Source organism: Nocardioides marmorisolisilvae (assembly GCF_003725775.1).
Classification (GTDB): Bacteria; Actinomycetota; Actinomycetes; order Propionibacteriales; family Nocardioidaceae; genus Marmoricola; species Marmoricola marmorisolisilvae.
Genome location: NZ_RJSG01000002.1, coordinates 1,021,796 through 1,042,643 on the forward strand (window position 1 = coordinate 1,021,796; position 20,848 = coordinate 1,042,643).

Annotated in this window: 26 protein-coding genes and 4 tRNA genes; 16 read left to right on the forward strand and 14 right to left on the reverse strand. The window is 69.3% G+C overall.

From position 1 onward, the window contains the following. Positions 1-5 precede the first annotated feature (5 nt). The 4 genes from EFL95_RS08885 to EFL95_RS08895 all read right to left on the reverse strand — a co-directional run bounded on the left by EFL95_RS08885 (position 6) and on the right by EFL95_RS08895 (position 3,456). Positions 6-749: a sirohydrochlorin chelatase gene (locus EFL95_RS08885; RefSeq protein ID WP_123233641.1), complete on the reverse strand. Its 744-nt coding sequence runs from the start codon at positions 747-749 to the stop codon at positions 6-8. A gap of 67 nt (positions 750-816) precedes the next feature. Beyond that, positions 817-1,563: a phosphoadenylyl-sulfate reductase gene (locus tag EFL95_RS08890; RefSeq protein ID WP_123233642.1), complete on the reverse strand. Its 747-nt coding sequence runs from the start codon at positions 1,561-1,563 to the stop codon at positions 817-819. Further along, entirely contained in the window at positions 1,560-1,736 is a 177-nt protein-coding gene (locus tag EFL95_RS19490; RefSeq protein WP_183407102.1) for a hypothetical protein, read from the reverse strand. The genes EFL95_RS08890 and EFL95_RS19490 overlap by 4 nt, the downstream gene beginning before the upstream one ends. Before the next feature lies 1 nt (position 1,737). Further along, positions 1,738-3,456 (reverse strand): nitrite/sulfite reductase, encoded by a 1,719-nt coding sequence (locus EFL95_RS08895; RefSeq protein ID WP_123233643.1) that lies wholly within the window; start codon positions 3,454-3,456, stop codon positions 1,738-1,740. A gap of 288 nt (positions 3,457-3,744) precedes the next feature. Here EFL95_RS08895 and EFL95_RS08900 point away from each other — a divergent pair, with 288 nt between their 5' ends. Next, positions 3,745-5,193 (forward strand): glycine hydroxymethyltransferase, encoded by a 1,449-nt coding sequence (locus EFL95_RS08900; protein WP_123233644.1) that lies wholly within the window; start codon positions 3,745-3,747, stop codon positions 5,191-5,193. 1 nt (position 5,194) lies between these two features. Here the strand turns inward: EFL95_RS08900 and EFL95_RS08905 are convergent, their stop codons facing one another. Further along, complete coding sequence (locus tag EFL95_RS08905) at positions 5,195-6,334, reverse strand: phosphotransferase (RefSeq protein ID WP_183407103.1); 1,140 nt, start codon at positions 6,332-6,334, stop codon at positions 5,195-5,197. A gap of 22 nt (positions 6,335-6,356) precedes the next feature. Between EFL95_RS08905 and EFL95_RS08910 the strand changes: the two genes are divergently transcribed. The 5 genes from EFL95_RS08910 to EFL95_RS08930 all read left to right on the forward strand — a co-directional run bounded on the left by EFL95_RS08910 (position 6,357) and on the right by EFL95_RS08930 (position 9,804). Beyond that, the gene (locus EFL95_RS08910; protein WP_183407104.1) at positions 6,357-6,911 is read left to right on the forward strand and encodes a hypothetical protein; all 555 of its coding nucleotides are present in this window, start codon (positions 6,357-6,359) and stop codon (positions 6,909-6,911) included. A gap of 59 nt (positions 6,912-6,970) precedes the next feature. Beyond that, a complete protein-coding gene (locus EFL95_RS08915; RefSeq protein WP_246004870.1) occupies positions 6,971-7,939 on the forward strand; it encodes a YihY/virulence factor BrkB family protein in 969 nt (322 codons plus the stop codon). A 68-nt stretch (positions 7,940-8,007) separates the two neighbouring features. Further along, positions 8,008-8,280, forward strand: coding sequence for a hypothetical protein (locus tag EFL95_RS08920; RefSeq protein WP_123233647.1), 273 nt, complete (start codon positions 8,008-8,010; stop codon positions 8,278-8,280). 66 nt (positions 8,281-8,346) lie between these two features. Then, positions 8,347-8,697, forward strand: coding sequence for a hypothetical protein (locus EFL95_RS08925; protein WP_148045018.1), 351 nt, complete (start codon positions 8,347-8,349; stop codon positions 8,695-8,697). 108 nt (positions 8,698-8,805) lie between these two features. After that, positions 8,806-9,804, forward strand: a complete 999-nt coding sequence (locus EFL95_RS08930; protein ID WP_123234881.1) for a potassium channel family protein — start codon at positions 8,806-8,808, stop codon at positions 9,802-9,804. Between the two features lie 10 nt (positions 9,805-9,814). On the opposite strand, the gene EFL95_RS19495 is transcribed toward EFL95_RS08930, so the two are convergent. Beyond that, complete coding sequence (locus EFL95_RS19495; RefSeq protein WP_183407105.1) at positions 9,815-9,982, reverse strand: hypothetical protein; 168 nt, start codon at positions 9,980-9,982, stop codon at positions 9,815-9,817. 364 nt (positions 9,983-10,346) lie between these two features. On the opposite strand from EFL95_RS19495, the gene EFL95_RS08935 reads away from it, so the two are divergent. Continuing rightward, positions 10,347-10,679 (forward strand): STAS domain-containing protein, encoded by a 333-nt coding sequence (locus tag EFL95_RS08935; protein WP_123233649.1) that lies wholly within the window; start codon positions 10,347-10,349, stop codon positions 10,677-10,679. Between the two features lie 5 nt (positions 10,680-10,684). After that, positions 10,685-11,161 carry a hemerythrin domain-containing protein gene (locus EFL95_RS08940; protein ID WP_123233650.1) on the forward strand — a complete coding sequence of 159 codons (477 nt, stop codon included), beginning with the start codon at positions 10,685-10,687 and terminating at the stop codon, positions 11,159-11,161. Here the strand turns inward: EFL95_RS08940 and EFL95_RS08945 are convergent. Together EFL95_RS08945 and EFL95_RS08950 are read right to left on the reverse strand one after the other, a co-directional pair. After that, a complete protein-coding gene (locus EFL95_RS08945) occupies positions 11,158-11,976 on the reverse strand; it encodes a SigB/SigF/SigG family RNA polymerase sigma factor (protein WP_123233651.1) in 819 nt (272 codons plus the stop codon). The genes EFL95_RS08940 and EFL95_RS08945 overlap by 4 nt on opposite strands. Positions 11,977-12,211: 235 nt before the next feature. Continuing rightward, a complete protein-coding gene (locus EFL95_RS08950) occupies positions 12,212-12,901 on the reverse strand; it encodes a GAF and ANTAR domain-containing protein (protein WP_123233652.1) in 690 nt (229 codons plus the stop codon). Positions 12,902-12,987: 86 nt separating this feature from the next. On the opposite strand from EFL95_RS08950, the gene EFL95_RS19500 reads away from it, so the two are divergent. From EFL95_RS19500 to EFL95_RS08960, 3 genes are all read left to right on the forward strand, one after another. Then, entirely contained in the window at positions 12,988-13,131 is a 144-nt protein-coding gene (locus EFL95_RS19500; protein ID WP_183407203.1) for a GPGG-motif small membrane protein, read from the forward strand. Positions 13,132-13,229: 98 nt separating this feature from the next. Then, entirely contained in the window at positions 13,230-13,427 is a 198-nt protein-coding gene (locus tag EFL95_RS08955) for a hypothetical protein (protein WP_123233653.1), read from the forward strand. Between the two features lie 5 nt (positions 13,428-13,432). Continuing rightward, positions 13,433-13,612 (forward strand): hypothetical protein, encoded by a 180-nt coding sequence (locus tag EFL95_RS08960; RefSeq protein ID WP_123233654.1) that lies wholly within the window; start codon positions 13,433-13,435, stop codon positions 13,610-13,612. 207 nt (positions 13,613-13,819) lie between these two features. Here the strand turns inward: EFL95_RS08960 and EFL95_RS19505 are convergent, their stop codons facing one another. From EFL95_RS19505 to EFL95_RS08980, 5 genes are all read right to left on the reverse strand, one after another. Then, entirely contained in the window at positions 13,820-13,960 is a 141-nt protein-coding gene (locus EFL95_RS19505; RefSeq protein WP_183407106.1) for a hypothetical protein, read from the reverse strand. A gap of 107 nt (positions 13,961-14,067) precedes the next feature. Beyond that, positions 14,068-16,350 (reverse strand): Ig-like domain-containing protein, encoded by a 2,283-nt coding sequence (locus tag EFL95_RS08965; RefSeq protein WP_123233655.1) that lies wholly within the window; start codon positions 16,348-16,350, stop codon positions 14,068-14,070. Positions 16,351-16,517: 167 nt separating this feature from the next. Next, positions 16,518-16,589: transfer RNA gene (locus EFL95_RS08970), tRNA-Val, on the reverse strand. A gap of 25 nt (positions 16,590-16,614) precedes the next feature. After that, a tRNA-Cys gene (locus EFL95_RS08975) sits at positions 16,615-16,685 on the reverse strand. 20 nt (positions 16,686-16,705) lie between these two features. Continuing rightward, positions 16,706-16,778 (reverse strand) — tRNA-Gly (locus EFL95_RS08980). Positions 16,779-16,904: 126 nt separating this feature from the next. On the opposite strand from EFL95_RS08980, the gene EFL95_RS08985 reads away from it, so the two are divergent. Next, positions 16,905-17,726 carry an aminotransferase class IV gene (locus EFL95_RS08985; RefSeq protein ID WP_123233656.1) on the forward strand — a complete coding sequence of 274 codons (822 nt, stop codon included), beginning with the start codon at positions 16,905-16,907 and terminating at the stop codon, positions 17,724-17,726. 148 nt (positions 17,727-17,874) lie between these two features. Here the strand turns inward: EFL95_RS08985 and EFL95_RS08990 are convergent, their stop codons facing one another. Continuing rightward, positions 17,875-18,300, reverse strand: a complete 426-nt coding sequence (locus EFL95_RS08990; protein WP_123233657.1) for an SsgA family sporulation/cell division regulator — start codon at positions 18,298-18,300, stop codon at positions 17,875-17,877. Positions 18,301-18,611: 311 nt separating this feature from the next. Here EFL95_RS08990 and EFL95_RS08995 point away from each other — a divergent pair, with 311 nt between their 5' ends. From EFL95_RS08995 to EFL95_RS09010, 4 genes are all read left to right on the forward strand, one after another. Then, positions 18,612-18,932, forward strand: coding sequence for a PGPGW domain-containing protein (locus EFL95_RS08995; protein ID WP_123233658.1), 321 nt, complete (start codon positions 18,612-18,614; stop codon positions 18,930-18,932). Between the two features lie 57 nt (positions 18,933-18,989). Further along, a tRNA-Val gene (locus EFL95_RS09000) sits at positions 18,990-19,064 on the forward strand. A 111-nt stretch (positions 19,065-19,175) separates the two neighbouring features. Continuing rightward, a complete protein-coding gene (locus tag EFL95_RS09005; RefSeq protein WP_123233659.1) occupies positions 19,176-19,514 on the forward strand; it encodes a hypothetical protein in 339 nt (112 codons plus the stop codon). Continuing rightward, positions 19,511-20,701 carry a tyrosine-type recombinase/integrase gene (locus tag EFL95_RS09010; RefSeq protein WP_183407107.1) on the forward strand — a complete coding sequence of 397 codons (1,191 nt, stop codon included), beginning with the start codon at positions 19,511-19,513 and terminating at the stop codon, positions 20,699-20,701. The genes EFL95_RS09005 and EFL95_RS09010 overlap by 4 nt, the downstream gene beginning before the upstream one ends. The last annotated feature ends 147 nt before the right edge of the window (positions 20,702-20,848 follow it).

The window sequence follows — 20,848 nt, forward strand, 5'->3', positions numbered from 1 at the left end:
CAGTGTCAGACCGGCACGAGCTCGACCGCTCCCACGGCGTACCGGGCCAGGATGGTCCGGGCGACCTCGGGGTCGGCGCCCAGCGGCTCGGAGACGGCGACCGCGCCGGCTTCGATGGCCAGCTCGGCTGCCCGGTCCGGCAGGAAGCCGGGGGCCAGGAACATCGAGGCGACGGCGACGTGGCGGCGACCCTCGGCCCGGAAGGCGCGGACCGCCTCACCGGTGGCCGGGGGAGTCGTCGAGGCGAAGGCCGCGGTGACGGGGAGCTTGTGGTGAGCACCCCAGACGCGGGCGAGCCGCGCGACGGCCTGGTTGGCCAGCGGGTCGGAGGAACCGGCAGCAGCCAGCACCAGGGCGTCGAGCTCGCGCACGCGGGCGGCGCTCAGCGCCTCACGCAGGCGCTTGTCGAGCACCTCGAGGAACGCGTGCTCCAGGCCGAGGACCTTGGTGGCGCGGATGCGCAGGCCCGGGTGAGAGGCCGTCGCGGCAGCGATCACCTCGGGCACGTCCACCTTCGCGTGGAACGCCTCGGAGAGGAGGAGCGGGACCACCACGATCTCCTCGAACTTCGCACGGACCAGTTTGTTCACGGTCGTCTCGAACGACGGCCGCACGTGGTCGAGGAACGCGACCTCGATCCGCAGGTCCGGTCGCATCAGACGGGTCTCCGCGACGAGCGCTTCGATGGTCGCCTTCGATCGGGGATCACGACTGCCGTGGGCAAGCGCGATGAGGGCTGGAGCGGTCATGGACCGGTCTCCCTTCTCTTCGATCTCGCGGTGACGTCGTTGTCGGTGCGATGTTGCGTGGTGGTGGTTACTGGTGGATTCCGCACTCGGTCTTGTTCTGACCGGCCCACCGTCCGCTGCGCGGGTCGTCACCGGGCGCAACGCGCGAGGTGCACGGCCAGCAGCCGATGGAGGGGTAGCCGTCGTACTGCAGGGGGTTCACGAGCACGCCGTTCTCGGCGATGTACTTCTCGACCTCGTCGTCGGTCCAGCGGGCCAGCGGCGAGACCTTGACCTTCTGCTTCTTCTCGTCCCAACCGACGACCGGCGCGATCACCCGGTTGTGGGTCTCCGCGCGCCGCAGGCCGGTGGCCCAGGCGTCGTAGGACTTCATGATGTTGTTCAGCGGGTCGACTTTGCGCATCTTGCAGCACAGGTCCGGGTCGCGCTTGTAGAGCTCGGCGCCGAACTCGGCGTCCTGCTCGGCCACGGTCTGCACCGGGGTGATGTTGAGCAGGTTCACCGGCATGGTCGCGGCCACGGCGTCACGGGTGCCGATGGTCTCGGCGAAGTGGTAGCCGGTGTCGAGGAAGATCACGTCCACGCCGGGAGCGACCTTGGAGACCAGGTGCGCCAGGACCGCGTCGCCCATCGAGGAGGTGACGCAGAAGCGTGAGCCGAAGGTGGCCACGGCCCACTCGATGATGTTCTCGGCCGGGGCCAGCTCGAGCTCGGCTCCGACCTGGAAGACCAGGTCCTTGAGCTCCTCGGTGCTGCGGCCCTCGGTGAGCGAGCCGCGCGCGTTGCGGGCGGCCTGCGTGGTGGCGGCAGTCATCGGTCACCTCCCAGAGGCGGCCGGGACAGGTTTCCGATCATGGTGACCTTGAACGCCCGCAGGCACGACCGGCATTCCCACTCCCCGTGACCCGAGCCCTGGTCGGACTCGTGCGGCCACAGGTTCTGGTCCCCGCAGTAGGGGCAGTGGTTCAGCACGGTGCGCTCGGTCATCTCAGATGCTCTCCAGCGTCTTCTCGCCGTTGAGCAGCACCTCGTCGGCACGCTGCACCCAGGTCTGGAACAGCTCGCCGTCCTCGCGGTCGGCCAGGTAGTTCGTCACCACGGTGGTCACGTAGTCGTCGAGACCGGCACTGGTCACCTTGTGCGCGCGCAGCTTGCGGCCGAAGTTCGCGCCGAGGCCGAGGCCACCGCCGAGGTGCACCTGGAAGCCCTCGACCTGGTTGCCGTCGTCGTCCAGGACGAGCTGACCCTTGAGGCCGATGTCGGCCACCTGGGTCCGCGCGCACGCGTTGGGGCAGCCGTTGACGTTGATCGAGATCGGGGAGTCGAGGTCGGGGAACCGGTTCTCCAGGACACCGATGAGGGCGGTCGCCCGGTCCTTGGTGTCCACGATCGCGAGCTTGCAGAACTCGATGCCGGTGCAGGCCATCGTGCGCCGGCGCCAGTTGCTCGGGTTCGCGGTCAGGCCGATGGTCTCCAGGTCGGCGACGAACGCGTCGACGTTGGCGCCGGGCACGCCGATGACGACGAGCTTCTGGTACGCCGTGAGGCGGGCGCCCTGGGCACCGTGCTTCTCGACGAGCTCGCCCAGCCCGGTCAGGACCGGACCGGCGGTGCGGCCGACGACCGGAGCGACGCCGATGTAGAAGTTGCCGTCCTTCTGCTCGTGCACGCCGATGTGGTCACCCTGGTGCTGCGGGACCTCGGGGGAGTCGCAGGTGACGAGCTTCGTGCCGAGGTACTCGTTCTCGAGGACCTCGCGGAACTTCTCCACGCCCCAGTCGGCGACCAGGAACTTCAGGCGGGCCCGCGAGCGCAGCCGGCGGTAGCCGTAGTCGCGGAAGATGCCGGCCACGCCTTCCCAGACGTCGGGGACCTGCTCGGTCGGGATCCAGACACCGAGCTTCTGGGCCAGCATCGGGTTGGTCGAGAGACCACCGCCGACCCAGACGTCGAAGCCGGGGCCGTGCTCGGGGTGCACCGTGCCGACGAACGACACGTCGTTGACCTCGGGGGCCACGTCGTGGCTCGGGTGGCCGGTGAGCGCGGTCTTGAACTTGCGCGGCAGGTTGGAGAACGCCGGGTTGTTCAGCGCGCGGCGCTTGATCTCCAGCAGCGCCTCGGAGCCGTCGATGAGCTCGTCCTTGGCGATGCCGGCGACCGGCGAACCCAGGAACGGGCGGGGGGAGTCGCCGCACGCCTCGAGCGTGGTCAGGCCGACCGCGTCGAGCCGCTCCCAGATCGTCGGGACGTTCTCGACCTCGATCCAGTGGTACTGGATGTTGTTGCGGTCGGTGACGTCCGCGGTGTCGCGGGCGAACTCGGTGCTGATCGCGCCCAGCGTGCGCAGCGCGTCGGCCGAGAGGATCTGGCCGTCGGTGCGGACCCGCATCATGAAGAAGCGGTCGTCGAGCTCGTGCTCCTCGAGCGCGCCGGTCTTGCCGCCGTCGATGCCCGGCTTGCGCTGGGTGTAGAGACCCATCCAGCGGAAGCGGCCACCGAGGTCGGCCGGGTCGATCGAGTCGAAGCCGCGCTTGGAGTAGGTGTAGAGGATCCGGTCCCGCACGTTGAGCGGGTCGTTGTCCTTCTTGGACTGCTCGTTCTTGTTCAGGGGCTCGCGCAGGCCGAACGACCACTGGCCCTCGGCGCGCTTGGGCCGGGGCACCTCGGTGTGGCGAGGCGGTTGCGAATCGAAACGCAGGTCAGGCATTTCTCGGGTGGGTCCTTCGCTGAAAAAGGGGGCGCACGCGACGCTGCGTACGTGGTGAACGTCGGCGAGTTCAGCGGGGCCAACACATCATGCTGCCGGTACGACCCAGGTCCACGTGACGACGCGTCACGAGCCAGGTCGAGGTGGCGGCACTGATCATGGGACAAGTCTCAGGTTCCGGACTGCTCTTCCACAAACCGGAATCTCATGCAATGAGATGCTTGTCCGGCATTTGGTACACGGCTGGCCGCCCCGGACACCCCCGGAACCCGGCCCTAGGCTGTGCCCATGAGCGCTGAATCCCTCGCGAAGACGACCTCTGCCGCCTACGACGCCATGCTGGAGGTCATCGCCTCGGTCGAGCCGCGTGTGGCGGAGGCCACACGCAAGGAGCTGGCTGACCAGCGCTCGTCGCTCAAGCTGATCGCCTCGGAGAACTACGCCTCCCCGGCCGTGCTGCTCACTATGGGCACCTGGTTCTCCGACAAGTACGCCGAGGGCACCGTCGGGCACCGCTTCTACGCGGCCTGCCAGAACGTCGACACGATCGAGTCGCTGGCCGCCGAGCACGCCCGCGAGCTCTTCGGCGCGCCGTACGCCTACGCCCAGCCGCACTCGGGCATCGACGCCAACCTGGTCGCGTTCTGGTCGATCCTGGCCCACCGCGTCGAGACCCCGGCGCTGGAGAAGTACAACGTCAAGAACGTCAACGAGCTCTCCGAGACCGACTGGGAGCAGCTGCGCCACGAGTTCGGCAACCAGCGCCTGCTCGGCATGGCCCTGGACGCCGGCGGTCACCTGACCCACGGCTTCCGCCCGAACATCAGCGGCAAGATGTTCCACCAGCAGCAGTACGGCACCGACCCGGAGACCGGCCTGCTCGACTACGACGTGGTCGCCGCCAAGGCCCGCGAGTTCAAGCCGGCTGTCCTGGTCGCCGGTTACTCGGCCTACCCGCGCCGGGTGAACTTCGCCAAGATGCGCGAGATCGCCGACGAGGTCGGCGCGACCCTGATGGTCGACATGGCGCACTTCGCCGGTCTGGTCGCGGGCAAGGTCTTCACCGGTGACGAGAACCCGGTGCCGTTCGCGCACATCACCACGACGACCACCCACAAGTCGCTGCGCGGCCCGCGCGGTGGCCTGGTGCTGGCCCAGGAGGAGTTCGCGGCCGACGTCGACCGCGGCTGCCCGATGGTGCTCGGCGGCCCGCTCTCGCACGTGATGGCTGCCAAGGCCGTGGCGCTGGCCGAGGCGCGCCAGCCGTCGTTCCAGACCTACGCCCAGAACATCGCCGACAACGCCAAGGCGCTGGCCGAGGGCTTCCTGTCCCGCGACGCCAAGCTCGTCACCGGCGGCACCGACAACCACATCGTGCTGCTCGACGTCGCCTCGTTCGGCCTGACCGGTCGCCAGGCCGAGTCGGCGCTGCTCGACGCCGGAGTGGTCACCAACCGCAACTCGGTCCCGAACGACCCGAACGGTGCCTGGTACACGACCGGCGTCCGCCTGGGCACGCCGGCGCTGACCACCCGTGGCTTCGGCAAGGACGAGTTCGACACGGTCGCCTCGATGATCGTCGAGGTGCTCTCGAACACCACGCCGGGCACCATCAGTGCCGGCGCGCCGTCGAAGGCGACGTACAACCTGGCCGACGGTGTCGCCGACCGGATCCGCGCGCAGTCCGCCGAGCTGCTCGAGGCGAACCCGCTGTACCCGGGTCTCGAGCTGAGCTGACCTAGCTCGTGGCCTCGACCAGGTCGAGGACGTAGCGGGTGATCGCCGCGCGCGACGCGGCGATCGCCTGCACCTCGGGCGTCAGCGGTCCGTGCACCAGGTCCCACGGGAACGCGGACACCCCCGTGAACAGCAACAGGTGCACGGCGTGCGCCCTGCGCAGCACGGCCAGGTCGATCGCGTAGCCCTCAGCCGCCAGCCCGTGGTGGTAGGCCACCAGGCAGGCTTCGTCCCGCTCGGCCAGGTCGTCGCTGCTGCGCGCCCCGATCTGGACGTCGCCGACGAGCAGCTGGCCCAGGTCGAAGCCGACCGGCAGCTCCATCCAGAAGCCGAAGTCGATGAGGGTGAACGAGGTCTCGTCGTCGGGACGCACCAGCAGGTTGTTGGGGCAGGCATCGCCGTGGGCGTTGGCGGTCGGCAGGGCCATCAGCTCGTGGCCGTAGTCCCAGATGTTCTCGGCGATCGCGAGCAGCCGCCCGCGCAGGGCGGCATCGAAGGAGCCGGCGATGAGCGGGTGCTCCCAGAGCTCGTCGACGCGCAGCATCGGGAACACCTGGTGGGTCAGCCGACCGCCGATGTAGGCACCGACGTTCCAGTCGAACTCGCCGACGCCGGCGCGGACGGCCACCTCCGGGCTGCCGGCCATCCGGCCGAGCAGGTGCGCGGCTCGCTCGTAGCGGGGCAGGTCCCAGGTCACGGCGCGGATCGGGACGTCCTCGAGCCAGATCGATGCCGAGAGCTCGTCGAGCTCGAAGACGCCGAACGAGCGCGGCATCCGCAGCCCGTCCGGGAGCCGGGCTGCCAGGTCGGAGCGGTAGACCAGGGGCTCGATCCGCCACGGGAAGCCGGTGGCCGCCAGCTCGCGGATCTCCTCGGGGACCTGCTGGAAGATCGCGGAGCGCTCCCAGGACTGGACCTGCTTCACGAACAGGCTGAACGGTCGATCCCCGTCGGCGTACCGGGCGGTGCCGCGGACCCGGTGCCGACCCGCGGTGCTGATCGCGTCCAGGCCGTAGGGGACCTCGGTGACGTCGACGTCGAGCAAGGTCCCGGGCACCTCGGTGCCGTGGCTGCGCGCCACGATCGCGGCGAGCTCGTCGTCGCTGACAGCTGCTGCTCCGAGCGCTTCACGTCCGCTCATGACCGGACGATATCGTCGCCGGGTGCCTCGGACGCGTGCCCTGACCATCGCTCTGGCGACGCTGCTCGTCGCCTGCCTGGCGCTCGCCGGATGCGGTGGCAGCGGCGACGACTCCGCGCCGAAGAGCCCGACCGCCGGTTTCGTCACCCTGAAGGGGGACGGCTTCACCATGAGGCTCCCCGCCAAGGCGACCCGGACGGTGCGGACCGTGCCGACCGCCACCGGCAAGGTCAAGGCGGTGCTCTACAGCACTCCGGACGACCCGAAGGGGACGTACCTGGTCGCGCTGACGGCGTACCCGACGGGGACCGTCGTGGACCTCGACAAGGCGGTCACCGGGGCGGCCAAGAACATCGGCGGGGTGGTCCGCGAGAACGACACCGCCAACTACCGCGGGCACGACGCCCGCAACGGCCGGTTCACCGCCGACGCCAGCGGCACCGCGATCACCGTGTTCGTCCGGATGGTCGACCTGGGCGGACGCCTGTTCCAGCTCCAGTACGCCGCCAAGGGTGCGGACGTGAAGACGCCGCCCGCCCAGTACGACGCCGTGGCGGCATCGGTCCGGTTCGAGTAGGTCACACCCCACGCCCGAGGTGCGGTGAACTCGCGCTCGTGGGCCGTACGGTTGACCCCATGGCCCAGGCAGCGAGCTTCGACTGGACGCTGCCCAGGTTCCGGCACGCGATCTGGCGGCTGATCGTCTCGACGGTGGCCATCTGCATGCGCAACCGGGTCACCGGCCTCGCGGCCGAGGCGGCCTTCTTCGCACTGCTCTCGCTGCCGCCGCTGATCTTCGCGCTGGCCGGCTCCATCGGCTACGTCTTCGCGCAGTTCAGCGACACCCGGATCGACGAGGTGCGCAACAAGGTCCTCGACCTCTCCGGCCAGGCGCTCACCCCGGACACCGTGCACGACATCATCCGGCCGACGCTGAACGACGTGCTCTCCGGCGGTCGCTACGACGTGATCTCGGTCGGCTTCGTCCTCGCACTCTGGTCGGGCTCGCGGGCACTCAACGTCTTCGTCGACACCATCACGATCATGTACGGGCTCGGCGACGTCCGCGGCATCATCCGCACCCGCGCGCTCTCGTTCCTGCTCTACATCCTCGGCATGCTCACCGGCGTCATCACCTTGCCGCTGGTGCTCGCCGGCCCGAGCCTGGTCAACGAAGCGCTGCCGGACAGCATGGACTGGCTCTTCCACCTGTACTGGCCGATCGTGCTGGTGCTCTCGGTCTGCTTCCTCACCACGCTGTACCACGTCTCGGTGCCGGTCCGGACGGCCTGGCGGTACAACGTCCCGGGTGCCGTGTTCACGCTGTTCTGCTGGATCGTCGGGTCGGCGGTGCTCCGCTGGACCCTGGTCGCGACCGCGAAGAACTCCACCTCGATCTACGGCCCGCTCTCCACGCCGATCGCGGTCCTGCTCTGGCTCTACCTGCTCTCCATCGCCGTGCTGATCGGCGCTGCGCTGAACGCGGCCTTCGACCAGATCTGGCCGCAGAAGGAGATCACCACCGCCCGCTCGGAGCTGCGCAACCGCCTCTCCCTGGATGCGGTGCTCCCGTGGCGGAGTCCAACGGACGATACGGACGAATAATCCGGTGCGGCACCCCCGGGACGGCCTTACATTGGAGGCGTGACTACCCGTTTCCGGCACGGGCGCGGATGAGCGCCCAGCGTGTCGCCCGCCTCGACCCCTGGGTCGGGTGCGTCCTCGCCTGCGAGACCGGGATCGCACGCGTGCTCACCGACCGAGGTGAGATCAGAGCCAGCTACGGCGGCTCGATGCTCTGCCGCATCGCGCGCGACCGCGGCTGCGCGGCGTCCCCGGGCGACTGGGTGGTGCTGCGGCGCTGGCCGGACAACCGGGTCACCATCGAAGACGTCTGGGTGCAGTCCGCGCAGGTAGCCGACGTCATCCGGCTGCACCCGAACTGACCCGACCCCGGTGAACCACCGGGGTCGCTGCGCGTCTGCTCACACCCCGCGTGCCATGCTCTGCCTGTGGGAAACGTGACCCTGCCGACCCCGGTCTTCGTCGCCGGTGGCGCACTCTGCCTGGTGGCCGGGTACCTGATCGGGACCGTGGCCGGACCGGACACCCCGCACCGGACCACCGCGACCGTGGTCAGCTTCGACTCCAAGACCTCCCAGCTGTGCCTGGAGGGGGACTCGGTGAAGAACGAGAAGGACGTCGACGCCAACGGCGTGCTGTGCGGCACCTGGAGCCACTCGGTGGACGCCACCAAGCCGCGCAAGGGTGACACCTTCCGCTTCGTCTCGATGGACACCTCGGGTGTGAAGGGCTCCGAGCCGCGGAGCGCCACCGTCATCTACGGCACCGTCGAGCGGTAGCGGGAGGACGTGGCCGTGCCGGACCTGGAGTCCAAGCTCGTTCCGGGACAGCTCAAGCTGCCGGTCTCGACGCGCTCGCCCTGGTGGGAGCTGGGTCGCCGGTTGCTGATGGCGCTCGGCATCCTCGCCTTCACGGTGCTGCTGGTCTACCTGGACCGGTACCACTACCGCGACAGCGCCCACCCGGGCGACAAGGCGATCGACCTGACCGACGCCATCTACTACACGACCGTCACGCTGAGCACGACCGGGTACGGCGACATCGCGCCGGTCACCGAGCACACCAGGCTGATCAACGCCTTCGTGATCACCCCGCTGCGCATCGCGTTCCTGGTCCTGTTGATCGGCACCACGCTCGAGGTCCTGGCCAACCAGGGTCGCGAGCTGTTCCGCAACGCCCGGTGGAGGAAGCACATGGAGCAGCACATCGTCCTGATCGGCTACGGCACCAAGGGCCGCAGCGCCGTCGACACCTTGACGAACAACGGTGTCGACAAGGAGCAGATCGTCATCGTCGACCCGAGCAGCATCGCGCTGGGGGAGGCGCACGCCAACGGGCTGGCCGTGGTCACCGGGGATGCCAGCCGGCGCGAGGTACTCCGTCGTGCCGGCGTCGAGCGCGCCCAGCAGGTGATCATCACGACCCCGCGCGACGACACCACCGTGCTGGCCACGCTGACCGTGCGCCAGCTCAACCCGCAGGCCTACATCGTGGCCGCGGTCCGGGAGCAGGACAACGTCCCGCTGGTGCGGCAGAGCGGCGCCGACTCGGTCATCACCTCCTCCGAGGCGGTCGGCCGGCTCGTCGGGCTCTCCTCGATCTCCCCGCCGCTGGCGTCGGTGCTGGAGGACCTGCTCACCTACGGCGAGGGCCTGGAGGTCGCCGAGCGCGAGCTCCTGGTCAGCGAGGTCGGCAAGGCGCCGCAGAGCCTGCCGGACCAGGTCATCGCGGTGCTGCGGGACGAGAAGGTCTACCGCTACTTCGACCCGACGGTGACCCAGCTCGCCCGCGGCGACAAGCTGGTCGTCGTACGGCCGTCCAAGGAGCTCCCGTGGGCACCCCGACCCGGGACCCACGGCGAGGCTGTCGCCGACGAGGGCGACTGATCCAGGAAAGTCACCCCGCGTCGTCGCCGGTGATCGCCGGCTCCGGGTCGACCACCTGCCAGTCCGCGGCCCAGCCGGGAACCCAGACGGGCTCGGGCGCCGGCTTCTCGGCGCGCTGCCACCAGCGTCGCTTCGGCGACCGGTGCTTCGGCCCCGCCGAGGCAGTCTCGGACGTCATCGTTCTTCCCCCTGTCGGTGCCGGTCCCCAGGTGGTTCTCGCGGCCCGACCCCTGTTGCCGACGTGCCGCCCCGGGGCTTCGGGCCCGGGGCGGCACGGATGCGGACAACAGGGCCGCATGACGGGTTCGCACCCGGCTCGACCGGACGAGCAGCACTCTGGGGAAATGCAGCTCGTTGGCCTCGCGGGGGAATCATGGCGTTATGCGGGTCTCTCACCCCATAGTCAATCAGGACCATTTCTGGAGAGGCGTTCCGAAACTGATCCGTCGAGACGAGTCCGATCGGCCGCTCGTGGTTTAACGGGCACCGGCGTGGGTAACCGCTGGGACGAGGCTGCCCACATGGGCGCACCGAGGAGGACCATGGACCTGACGCTGGGCGTCAACGACGTGGCCGGCCGGGCCGTGATCCGGGTCGGCGGGGACGTCGACATCGACACCGCCCCTGCGTTGCGCTCTGCGGTCGTCGACCTGCTCGAGGACGGCCGTCGCGACATCGTCGTCGACGTCAGTGCCGTCGACTTCATCGACTCCACGGGGCTCGGGGTGCTGGTCGGCGCGTTGAAGGACACCCAGAGCCGTCAGGGCACGCTCGAGCTGATCTGCACCCAGCGCAAGATGCTCGGGCTGCTCCGCCTGACCGGGCTCGACGAGGCGTTCACCGTTCACGAGGCGGACATCGCCGGGACCGGGTGAGGCCGGTGCAGTCAGACGCCGAGCGGACCGACGCGATCGCGGTGCTGGCCGAGGACCACCGCCGGATGCGGACCTTGTTCGACGAGTTCGAGAACCTGCCGCCGACGGCGTACGTGCGCAAGAGCAAGGTCGCCGCGCAGATGATCGACCTGATCACCGTGCACGCCTTCATCACCCGTGAGGTCCTCTACCCGCGGCTCACCTCGCTGATCCCGGAGATCGAGCTCGAAGGGCTCTACGACCAGCACAGCCGGGCCGAGCAGATCGCCTCCGACCTGTGGACCATGCGACCCGAGGACGGGCGCTTCGCCGACAGAGCAACGGCACTGATCGCGCAGCTCCGCCTGCACCTGGGCGCCCAGGAGGACGTCTGGTTCCCGCGCATCGTCGACGAGCTCGAGCCGGCGACGCTGGACGCCATCGGCGTCGAGCTGGTCCGGGCCCGCCGGCGGGCGCCGGCGAGCCCCCAGGTCAGCGGCTAGGCCGCTTGGCCCAGGATCGAGTCGCGCAGCTGGGCCAGCACCCGGTTGAGGATGCGGGAGACCTGCATCTGCGAGACGCCCACCTGCTCACCGATCTGCTGCTGGGTGAGGCCCTCGACGAACCGCAGTCGCAGCACGGTCCGGTCGCGCTCGCCCAGGCCACGGATCGCCGGTCCGAGGACCAGCCGCGCCTCGGCGCTGGCGAACTGCGGGTCCCACGACCCGAGATCGGCCTGCACTGATCTCTCCGACCCGCCGTCCACCGGGACCGGGGCGTCGAGGGAGTACGGCGTGAAGCAGCTGTCGACCGAGGTCGCCTCGAGGACCTCGTCGATCTCGACCTCGAGCTCGTCGGCGATCTCGCGCACCGAGGGGGAGCGCTGCAGGCGTTGCACCAGCTCGGCCTCCGCTGCGCGGATGTGAGCCTGGAGCTCCTGGATGCGCCGCGGGGGACGGACGGTCCAGCCGGCGTCGCGGAAGTGCTTGCGCAGCTCGCCGCGGATCGTCGGGATGGCGTACGCCGCGAAGCTCGTCGAGCGCTCGGGGGAGAACCCGCGCGCCGCCTTGAGCAGACCGAGGCTGGCGACCTGCTGCAGGTCCTCGATCGCGATGCCACGGCCTGCATAGCGGTTGGCCAGGTAGCGGGCGAGGGGGAGGTTGAGCTCGACGGCCCGGTCACGGGCGGTCTTGCGGGTGAGGTCGTCGCCGGCTGCCGCCTCCACCAGGAGGTCGACCGTGACGCGGTCACGTTCGGCGTTGCTCAGGTGGTGCACCTGGTCGTCTGTCAGGGATGTCGTGCCGGATGCGGTTGTCACTAGGGAGACCCTCTCGGGAGACCTGCGTGAGACGTGGCGGCTTGTTGGACCACGCGCCCCGGGTACCTACCCGCGGCGAGATGCCGCCTAAACCAAACGGCTGATATTTGTCGTCATCCGTTCGGGTGACGCATCGGATCCGGCCCATCGGGCAGTGCCACACCAAGGGTCGGAGTCATGCGCGTGGTTCTGCCTCCAGGTCCCGGCGTTGAAATTGAACAGCGCCGGGGCCGCCTCAGGCCTCGAGGTCAGGGAGTGTGCCGTTCTCGATGACGAGCTCCGCCACCGTGCGCAGCTTGATGTTCTGCGCCTGGGAGAACCGCCGGAGCACGGCGAAGGAGCGGCTGGCATCGAGGTCGAAGCGCTCCATCAGGATGCCCTGGGCCTGGCCGATCAGCGTGCGGCCCTCGACCGCTTCCTTGAGGTTGTCCCGCTCGCGGACGGTCATCAGGGTCGCGGCCGCGTGGCTGGCGAAGACCACCGCGGTGTCGCGGTCGTCGGCGGAGTACTCGCGCGTCTCGGTGGCGTAGAGGTTCAGCGCACCGATGGTGCTGCCACCGATCGAGAGCCGGGCGGCCAGCAGGCTCCCGAATCCCATCGCCGCCGCCTTCGGGCCCCAGTTCGGGTACCGCGGATCGCGGGCCAGGTCGTTGGAGACGAACGTCTCCTCCTCCCAGGCCGCTTCGACGCACGGGCCCTCACCGAGCTGGTACTGGAGCTGGTCGGCCTCGCTGACCAGCGGCCCGGTCGGAGCCAGGGTCTCGAACGAACCGCCTGAGCGGAACACGGTCAGGCCGGCGTGCTGGCAGTCGAGCGTCTCGCAGGCCAGCGCCACCACGCCCTCCGCCGTCTCGGCGAGGTCGTCGTCGCTCACCGCAAGCGCCGCGAGGGCACGCAGCGTCTCCAGGATCGAGGACTCAGTCACTGTCCGAGCCTAGGGCTTCGCCGGGCGGCGCGCAGTTTCGGGTCGAAGACCGCTGGGTACTCCCGGCTCGAACAAGGAGGCCCTTGATGCTGTATTTCCTGCTCTGGCTGGCTGCCGTGATCCTCGTGGTCACCGGCATCGTCCGTCTCGTCCGCGGCGACGTCCTGGTGGGCGTCGTCCTCATCATCGTCGGGCTGCTCGTCGGCCCAGGCGGCGTCAGCATCTTCTAGGTACCCGACGGAACCCGGCGCTGTTTGAGGGCGTCGGATCCGGGTACTGCTGATTCCGGTCAACGTCCCCTGTCCCTGACCCTGAAAGGAACACCACCATGGCTATCGGTCTTGGAATCGTCCTCATCGCCGCAGGTCTGATCCTGCTTCTCGACGTGGTGAACATCGATCTGTCAGCGGTCAACGACCACGCGCTCGGCGGCATCCTGCTCGCCGTCGGCATCCTGGCGATCGTGGTCTCGCTGATCGTCAATCAGCAGCGCACCCGGCACACCGTCGTCGAAGAACGGCGGTAGTCGCGGTGTCCGTGCTGCAGGTCGTCCCGGTCGAGACGGCGGTCGAGCACGACTATCTCGCCGAGGTGATCCGGTTGGTCCCGCAGCACGACCACACCTGGGCCCTTCGGGACACCGAGTACGACAACGGCCTGACCCTGCACCGTTTCGAGTGCGACGGCTGCTCGGCCGTCCGTTTCACCTGATCTCGGGGGCGGCTGGATCTCGCAGGGGAGATTCCGGCCGTCGGTGCACGCCACCCCGGTCCGAAGGGCCTCTCGGCCCTCGGGCCGGCTCGATCACCAGGCTCCTGCGCGGGAACGGCAACGGTCCCTGCCGGTCGAACCGGCAGGGACCGTGTCGAGCTCGAGCTGCCGGGGGATAGGCCACCTCGAGCTCGCGACCGACCGGCGTCAGACCGTCCGGTCGCGTTCACGCCAGGCTCTGAGCCTGGCGAAGATCGCGTCGACCTCGCGCTGGGTGCGGTACACCACCGCCGGACCGTTCGGCTCTGCGCCGAGTCCGGTGTCGGGGTCCTCCCAGGCCTCCTCCATGCCGGAAATATAGGCACCGCGTGAGTCCGCAATGTCGACAATCCGGAAATCCTGCGGGAAGTAGGGCCTTTGGTCCCGGCCTCCCGCGTCGTTCATCCTGCCTGCCGTCAGGACGTGCAGTTGTGGATCGCCGAGGTGGCCGTCGCCAGCGCCACGTGGATGCCTGAGGTGCCCGGGCCGGGGAGCACCAGGTCGACCGCGGTCACCGTCATCCCGTGGTCTCCGGCGGCCGCGCTCTGCTCGTTGAGCACGAGCTTCGCCGCGGTGCCCGGGATCGGGATGGTGAAGTTCGGCTCCGGGTGCAGCGCCACGTTGTACGCCGTACCGCCGATCGTCACGGAGGCGACCGTGGTCTGTCCGACCGAACCGGCACAGGAGGTCGCCGAGCTGGCGTTGACCGCCCCGATCGCGATGACGGGCAGGTTGGGCAGGGACACCGTGACCCCGGCGATCGAGGACGTCGAGGTGATCCGTCCCGGCGCCGTCCCGGCGACCACCTTGGCGCACAGCGTCTTCACACCGATCTTGCCGTTCACGGCGAGCACGCAGGCAGGCGCCTTGGTGAACGGCACGGCCGTGCGGACGTTGCCGGTGTCCGGGGTCGGCTTGATGGTGAGCTGGAGCCCCGGAATGATCACCGACGCCTGGACGGCGAAGGCCCGACCGGTCATGTACTGCAGGCCGATCGTCGAGGATCCCGTCGACTTCATGTAGAAGTTGTCGCCCGCGAAGGTCAACCCCACCGGAAGCGTCGCGGCAGCGTTGAGCGGCTGGTGCACCGAGGGGATGGTGCAGCTGGCGATGCCGGACGTGTTCGTCGGTCCGGTGCAGCTCTGCGCAGTCAGCCCGGACCCGAGCTTGATCGTCACGTTGCGACCGACGACCGGCGGACCGATGTCCTCGGTGAGCTTGGCGCTCAGCGTGGCCGGCTCGTCGTTGGCGACCGTCGCCGGGCCGACGTAGGTCAGCACGGTCGGTTCGACGGTGACCTTGAACGGAGTGCTCTTCATCGAGGGCAGGTGCGAGGCGTCGCCGCCGTACGCCGCCACGATCGCGTAGGTGCCCTGCGGTTCGTTCGGGGTGAGCGAGCAGCTCGCAGCACCGGCGCTGTCGGTCGTGGCCGAGCAGGTCTCGGATCCGTTCAGCGTGAACGAGACCGTCGCGCCCGGCACCGGCTGGTGGTCGTCGGTCGTGGTCAGCACACCTGAGACCGTCGCCGCGTGGTGGAACGGACTGGTGGTCGCGCCGGTGTACGTCATGGTCGTCGGCCGCTTGAGCTCCTGGAACGGGGCGCTGGCAGCGGTCGGAAGGAACGCGTTGGTCAGACCGCCGTAGCTGATCGAGATCGTGTGAGCGCCAGCTGGCCCAGCAGGGGTCAGCGTGCAGGAGGCAACGCCCGCGGCGTTGGTGACCCCGGAGCACGAGCCGCCGCCGTCGAGGGAGAAGTTCAGGGTCGCGCCGTTGATCGGGCCCAGCGCGGAGGTCAGCTTCGCCGAGACCGGCACCGAGGTGTTCATGTCACCGCCGGCCGGCCCGGTGTAGGTGATCGTCGTGCTGCGGACGATGTAGCTGATCGTCACCTGTGCCGGCTGGTCGGTCAGCTCGGAGCTGGCGCTGGTCGCGGTCGGCGTGACGTGGTCGGATCCGCGACCGCCGTTGCCCCCGCCGGTCGCGAAGATCGGCGAGCCGATACCGTCGCCGCCGGCTCCACCGCCGCCGCCGTACCAGCCGCCGCCACCGCCACCGCCGCCACCACCGGCGGGGAGGACGACGACGCCGCCGATGCCGCCGGCGAAGACTCCGCCGGCGAAGCCGGGGCCCCCGGACAGTGCGATGCCGCCGTTGCCGCCGGCCGTGTCGGTGGCGTCACCACCGTTGTTGGCGTGAGCGCAACCGATCGCGACGCAGCGGCCACCACCGCCGCCACCACCACCGGCGACGACGAGGCGCGAGCCCAGGGTGTCGCACGGTGCACCCTCGGGGCAGGTGCGCACGTCGGTGCCACCGCCACCGGAGCCACCGAACGGACCGGCGCCTCCTCCGCCTCCGGAACCGCCGTTGTAGGTGCCGTCGGTGCTGCCGGTCGAGCCGTCCTGGCCGACGTGCACGTAGAGCTTGGTAACGCCCGCCGGGATCGGCAGGTCGGCGTTCACCACGGTTCCCTGGCCGCCGGTGTTGCCACTGGCGCCGCCGTCACCGCCGCGCGCGCCGACCGCGGTGATGTGCACCGCAGTGACGTTCGCGGGGACGTTCCACACCTGCTCGCCGCCGGTGTAGCCGAACGTCGCCGGGACGACGACGTCGGCAGCGGCGGGGGCCGTCGTGGCGACGACGGTGGCGAACGAGGCAGCCAGTGCACCCGCGAGAGCGAGCCCGAGTGTCTTGCGCATGGCGCGAAGGTAGTGACGTCGGGACGAGTCCAGGCATCAGCCGTTCGGCTGATAGGGGCGGCGACATGCCCGGGTATCGATGGCCGCGTCCCATTTGCTCTGGTGAACTTTTGGGGCCGGAGACGACAACAGCTCCTGGTCTGCGACTCAGGAGCTGTTGCTTGCTGTGGGCGATACTGGGTTTGAACCAGTGACCTCTTCCGTGTCAAGGAAGCGCGCTACCGCTGCGCCAATCGCCCGGGTGGAACATCTTTACTTGTTTCGAGGTGGGTACGGGATTTGAACCCGTGTACACGGATTTGCAGTCCGTTGCCTCGCCTCTCGGCCAACCCACCAGGGAGGCTGTGCACCTCAGAGCGGACGACGAGGCTCGAACTCGCGACCTCAACCTTGGCAAGGTTGCGCTCTACCAACTGAGCTACGTCCGCTTGCGACCGTCGTTTCCGGCGGCGCGAAGAGAACCATAGCGGACACTCGCGCGGTCGCCCAAACCGGGCCTGTGACAGGCGGGTCTGAAGGGAAAAGGAGTGGCACCTGCCCCGTAGGCTCGGCGCATGCGGGTCTGGTTCAACGGTGCTCTGGTCGACGACGTGACGACGCCGGCGATCCGCGTCGACGACCACGGGTTCACCGTTGGTGACGGTGTCTTCGAGGCGGTCAAGGTCCTCGACGGTCGACCGTTCGCGTTGACCCGTCACCTCGACCGACTCGTCGGTTCGGCTGCGGGTCTGGGACTTCCCGAGCCCGATCGCGGCGAGGTCGAGTCGGCGGTGGCCGCGGTCCTCGAGGGCCAGGAGCTGCCACTCGGACGGCTCCGCATCACCTGGACCGCCGGACCGGCGCCGATGGGTTCAGGTCGCGGGGGAGGACCGCCGTCGCTGGTGGTCGCTGCCTCGCCGATGGATCCGGCGGCCGCGTCCACGCACGCCGTGCGCGTCCCGTGGGTCCGCAACGAGCGCAGTGCGGTGGCCGGTCTGAAGACGACGTCGTACGCCGAGAACGTGGTGGCCCTGGCCTACGCCCGCGAGCGCGGTGCCACCGAGGCGATCATGGCGAACACCCTGGGCAATCTCTGCGAGGGCACCGGATCCAACGTCTGCTACGTGATCGACGGCGAGGCCAGGACGCCGACGCTGGCGTCAGGGTGCCTGGCGGGAGTGACCCGCGCGCTGGTGGTGGAGTGGTGCGGCGTCCGCGAGGTGGACGAGCCGTTGTCGGTCCTCGACGAGGCCGAGGAGATCTTCCTGGTCTCCACGACCCGCGACGTGCAGCCGTTGAGCCGGCTGGACGGTCGCGATCTCGGGGAGCCGGGGCCGGTCACACTTGAGGCGATGAAGACCTGGTCCGACCGTGAGGCCGAGTCGATCGACCCGTGACGCGAGCCCGTGGTCGGAGACGGAGAAACCCGCACCGTTTCCCCACCGGCGCGGGTTTCTCGTTACTGATCCGTCGGCATCCCCACGACGACGGGCAGCTGTGAAGTTCGGATCTGACCCCTGACCCGAGATCAGGGTCGAGTCGGCGTCAGGCGCTGAGCAGCTGGGTCAGCTCGGTGTCGAAGTCCAGCAGGTCGGCCTCGGCGCCCTGGGGCACCAGGTCGAGCATCTGACGGATGAACGTCGACACCGCCCGGGAGCTGGCCTGGATGAGGACCTCGCCACTGGGCGAGTTCAGCTCCAGGATCACCACGGCGTTGCCCTCGGCGGACAGGCACGGCCACACGTGGACGTCCCCGTCGCCGGTGGGCTCGTAGAAGCCCTCGATGAGCAGGTCCCGAGCGAAAGTCCACCGGACCGGAGTCGGCTCCCCCTGGAAGAGGATGCTGACCGCGTACGGGTCGCTGGTGGTGAACTCGAACGAAGCGGCCAGCGGGGTCGACGTTCCCTCGTTGTCGACGAACTCCATCTGCATGGCTTCGGTGATGGCCTGAGCGGTGATCTGCTTCTGCATCGGACTTGCCTCTTTCAGGTGGTGCGTCTGATGGAGAAAGCCCTCCCGCAAACTCCCAGCGCAACGAGATGAGGTTGCGTGACGTACGCCGCATTTGGCAAGCGAAAGTGCCCGTTTTGAGGGCGTTGAGCGTGGGGTGGTCTACCGAAATCACGCGAGTGGTCTAATTAAGGTGTCGATTGGACTAGACCAGATTGTCCTTCGGTCAGACACCTGTTTGGCAGGCTGTTTTCGTGCCCGAGAGTCCTGCTGACGAACCGCTTGAATCATCCCGCTGGAGGCGCGTCCACCGCCACCTCCACCGCAACCGCGTGACCGCGCTGGCCACCAAGCTGGTGGTGACGATCGTGGGCGCCCTGGTGCTCACCGCGGGCCTGGTCATGATGGTCACTCCCGGTCCCGGCCTGCTGGGCATCGCGGCCGGGCTGGCCATCCTGGCGACCGAGTGGGACTGGGCCGCGCGGTGGCTCGACGCGGCTCGACGTCGGCTCGAGAAGGCCCGCGTGGCGGCGCTCGGGGACGACCCGGCGAAGCGTGGTCGACGTCGCTGGCTCGCCGGCGGCGCCGGGGTGGCAGCCCTGGCCGCAGGGCTCGCGGCGCTGCTGCTGGCACCGGACCTGCTCGGGGGCTAGCAGCCCGATGTGAACTCGCCGTGCCCGATGGGCTAACCTTCTGCGGCACCACAAGCGGGGCGATTGGCGCAGTGGTAGCGCGCTTCGTTCACACCGAAGAGGTCACTGGTTCGAACCCAGTATCGCCCACCAAGCATTTGTGCAGGTCAGAGGCCGGTTTCCGTACCAACGGAACCGGCCTCGTGCCATGAACGTGCCAGTTGGCGCGCGCGAGGCTGGTCTCCCCAGACGAAGGAGCCCAGCATGGAAACGGTGATCGGAGTCGAAAAGGCGCTCGAGCTGCTCGAGGCAGGCTGGTGGTGGATCACCGAGCCGAACCCCGAGTGCCTCGGCTGGTGCACGGCCGACCACGTCGTCAGCGAGTTCGCAGACAGCGCCGGGTCGTTCCTGTGCACCGCGACCGTCGGACGCGTCGCGATCGCCTCGAGCGCCGTCGCCGAAGTTGAGCGGCCCGGTGAGGTCGACCGGCTGCCGGCCGGCCTGCTCGTTGCGGATCCGGACGAGATCGCCCCGGCCGAGGTCGAGGCGCTGTGCGCGGATCTGCAGGCCGCTGCGGCGCTGGTCAACGGAGAGACGCTGTGAAGGCCTGGGAGCCCGCCCTGGGCGGCTTTCGTGAGCACCTGGTGGCGTCGGACCGTGCGGCCGCGACCGTTGAGACCTACGTGCGAAACGTCAGATGGTTGGCCGCGGCGTATCCGGCAGATCCGTGGGCAGTGACGAGTACCGAGCTCGGGGCGTGGCTCGACGCGCAGAGCTGGTCGACCGAGACTCGGCGCAAAGTGCTGCTAGCTATTCGCGCGTTCTACGCCTGGGCGGTCCGTCGCGGACTTGTGGAGTGGGCGCCGGTGGCCGGTCTGCCGAGCGCCAAGCCTCGCAAGCGAGGTCCGCGCCTGCTCACGTTCCCGGAGGCGTGGAGCGACGACGTCGCCGGGTTCGAGGCCTGGCTACGCGCCGGCGGCCGCGCAGAGGGAACCATCGCCGCCCGTCGGTTCCACCTGCTGAAGCTCGCCGAAGTCTGCGCGGACCCGTGGCGGGTCGACTCGACGAGGCTTGCGGTGTTCCTCGCTTGCCCCGACTGGTCGCCCGAGTACCGGCGAGCCCTTCGCACGACGCTTCGCGAGTTCTACCGTTGGGGAGTCCGCGCGCAGCGAATCGCGGCGTCGCCGGCCGACGAGCTGGATCCGGTGATGCGGCCGAGAACGCTTCCTAGGCCGACGCCAGACGAGGCCGTGGCGGCAGCGCTCGAGCTGGCCGATGACCGGGTCCGGCTGGCTCTGATGTTCGCGGCGCTCACTGGTTTGCGGCGTGCAGAGATCGCCCGCCTGCACACGCGCGACGTCACAGCTCGAGACATCCTCGTCATCGGGAAGGGCGGTCATCACCGGCGCGTTCCGATGCACCCGGTTCTGTGGGACGAGTACTCGCGCGAGATGACCCGACGGCAGCATGGGACGTGCGGGAGCGGCTGGAACGCCTCCGCGAAGCGATCGGGAAACTTCGTCTCGGAGTCGGGATACGTGTTCCCGTCCGACCAGTCGCCAGAGCCGATGACGCCGGCGCACCTGGGCAAGCTGATCTCACGGGTCCTGCCGGCGAGCTGGACCGCGCATACTCTGCGGCACCGGTTCGCGACCCAGGCCTACGCCGATCAGCGGGATCTCCTGACCGTGCAGCACCTGTTGGGTCACGTTCGGCCGGAAACGACGGCTCGGTACGCCGCGGTCCCGGACGCAGCAGCCGCAGGCGCCGTGGCGGCAGTCAGGCTCTAGCCCGAAACGGGGCCGGTCCTGTGACCAAGGCGATGCAGGCGGGCGAACTGCACGGAACCCAGCGAATCGTCGGCGGCCGCTGGCGGATCGACCGCGACTGCCTCGCGGCGTGGATCGCCCGTCAACCCTGCCCCCATGGGACCGTCT

Excerpts from the sequence above, each read along its gene's own strand:
- EFL95_RS08885 (WP_123233641.1), bottom strand. The coding sequence starts at position 749 with ATGACCGCTCCAGCCCTCATCGCGCTTGCCCACGGCAGTCGTGATCCC.
- EFL95_RS08890 (WP_123233642.1), bottom strand. The coding sequence starts at position 1,563 with ATGACTGCCGCCACCACGCAGGCCGCCCGCAACGCGCGCGGCTCGCTC.
- EFL95_RS19490 (WP_183407102.1), bottom strand. The coding sequence starts at position 1,736 with ATGACCGAGCGCACCGTGCTGAACCACTGCCCCTACTGCGGGGACCAG.
- EFL95_RS08895 (WP_123233643.1), bottom strand. The coding sequence starts at position 3,456 with ATGCCTGACCTGCGTTTCGATTCGCAACCGCCTCGCCACACCGAGGTG.
- EFL95_RS08900 (WP_123233644.1), top strand. The coding sequence starts at position 3,745 with ATGAGCGCTGAATCCCTCGCGAAGACGACCTCTGCCGCCTACGACGCC.
- EFL95_RS08905 (WP_183407103.1), bottom strand. The coding sequence starts at position 6,334 with ATGAGCGGACGTGAAGCGCTCGGAGCAGCAGCTGTCAGCGACGACGAG.
- EFL95_RS08915 (WP_246004870.1), top strand. The coding sequence starts at position 6,971 with ATGGCCCAGGCAGCGAGCTTCGACTGGACGCTGCCCAGGTTCCGGCAC.
- EFL95_RS08920 (WP_123233647.1), top strand. The coding sequence starts at position 8,008 with ATGAGCGCCCAGCGTGTCGCCCGCCTCGACCCCTGGGTCGGGTGCGTC.
- EFL95_RS08930 (WP_123234881.1), top strand. The coding sequence starts at position 8,806 with ATGGCGCTCGGCATCCTCGCCTTCACGGTGCTGCTGGTCTACCTGGAC.
- EFL95_RS19495 (WP_183407105.1), bottom strand. The coding sequence starts at position 9,982 with ATGACGTCCGAGACTGCCTCGGCGGGGCCGAAGCACCGGTCGCCGAAG.
- EFL95_RS08935 (WP_123233649.1), top strand. The coding sequence starts at position 10,347 with ATGGACCTGACGCTGGGCGTCAACGACGTGGCCGGCCGGGCCGTGATC.
- EFL95_RS19500 (WP_183407203.1), top strand. The coding sequence starts at position 12,988 with ATGCTGTATTTCCTGCTCTGGCTGGCTGCCGTGATCCTCGTGGTCACC.
- EFL95_RS08955 (WP_123233653.1), top strand. The coding sequence starts at position 13,230 with ATGGCTATCGGTCTTGGAATCGTCCTCATCGCCGCAGGTCTGATCCTG.
- EFL95_RS19505 (WP_183407106.1), bottom strand. The coding sequence starts at position 13,960 with ATGGAGGAGGCCTGGGAGGACCCCGACACCGGACTCGGCGCAGAGCCG.
- EFL95_RS08965 (WP_123233655.1), bottom strand. The coding sequence starts at position 16,350 with ATGCGCAAGACACTCGGGCTCGCTCTCGCGGGTGCACTGGCTGCCTCG.
- EFL95_RS08985 (WP_123233656.1), top strand. The coding sequence starts at position 16,905 with ATGCGGGTCTGGTTCAACGGTGCTCTGGTCGACGACGTGACGACGCCG.
- EFL95_RS08990 (WP_123233657.1), bottom strand. The coding sequence starts at position 18,300 with ATGCAGAAGCAGATCACCGCTCAGGCCATCACCGAAGCCATGCAGATG.
- EFL95_RS09005 (WP_123233659.1), top strand. The coding sequence starts at position 19,176 with ATGGAAACGGTGATCGGAGTCGAAAAGGCGCTCGAGCTGCTCGAGGCA.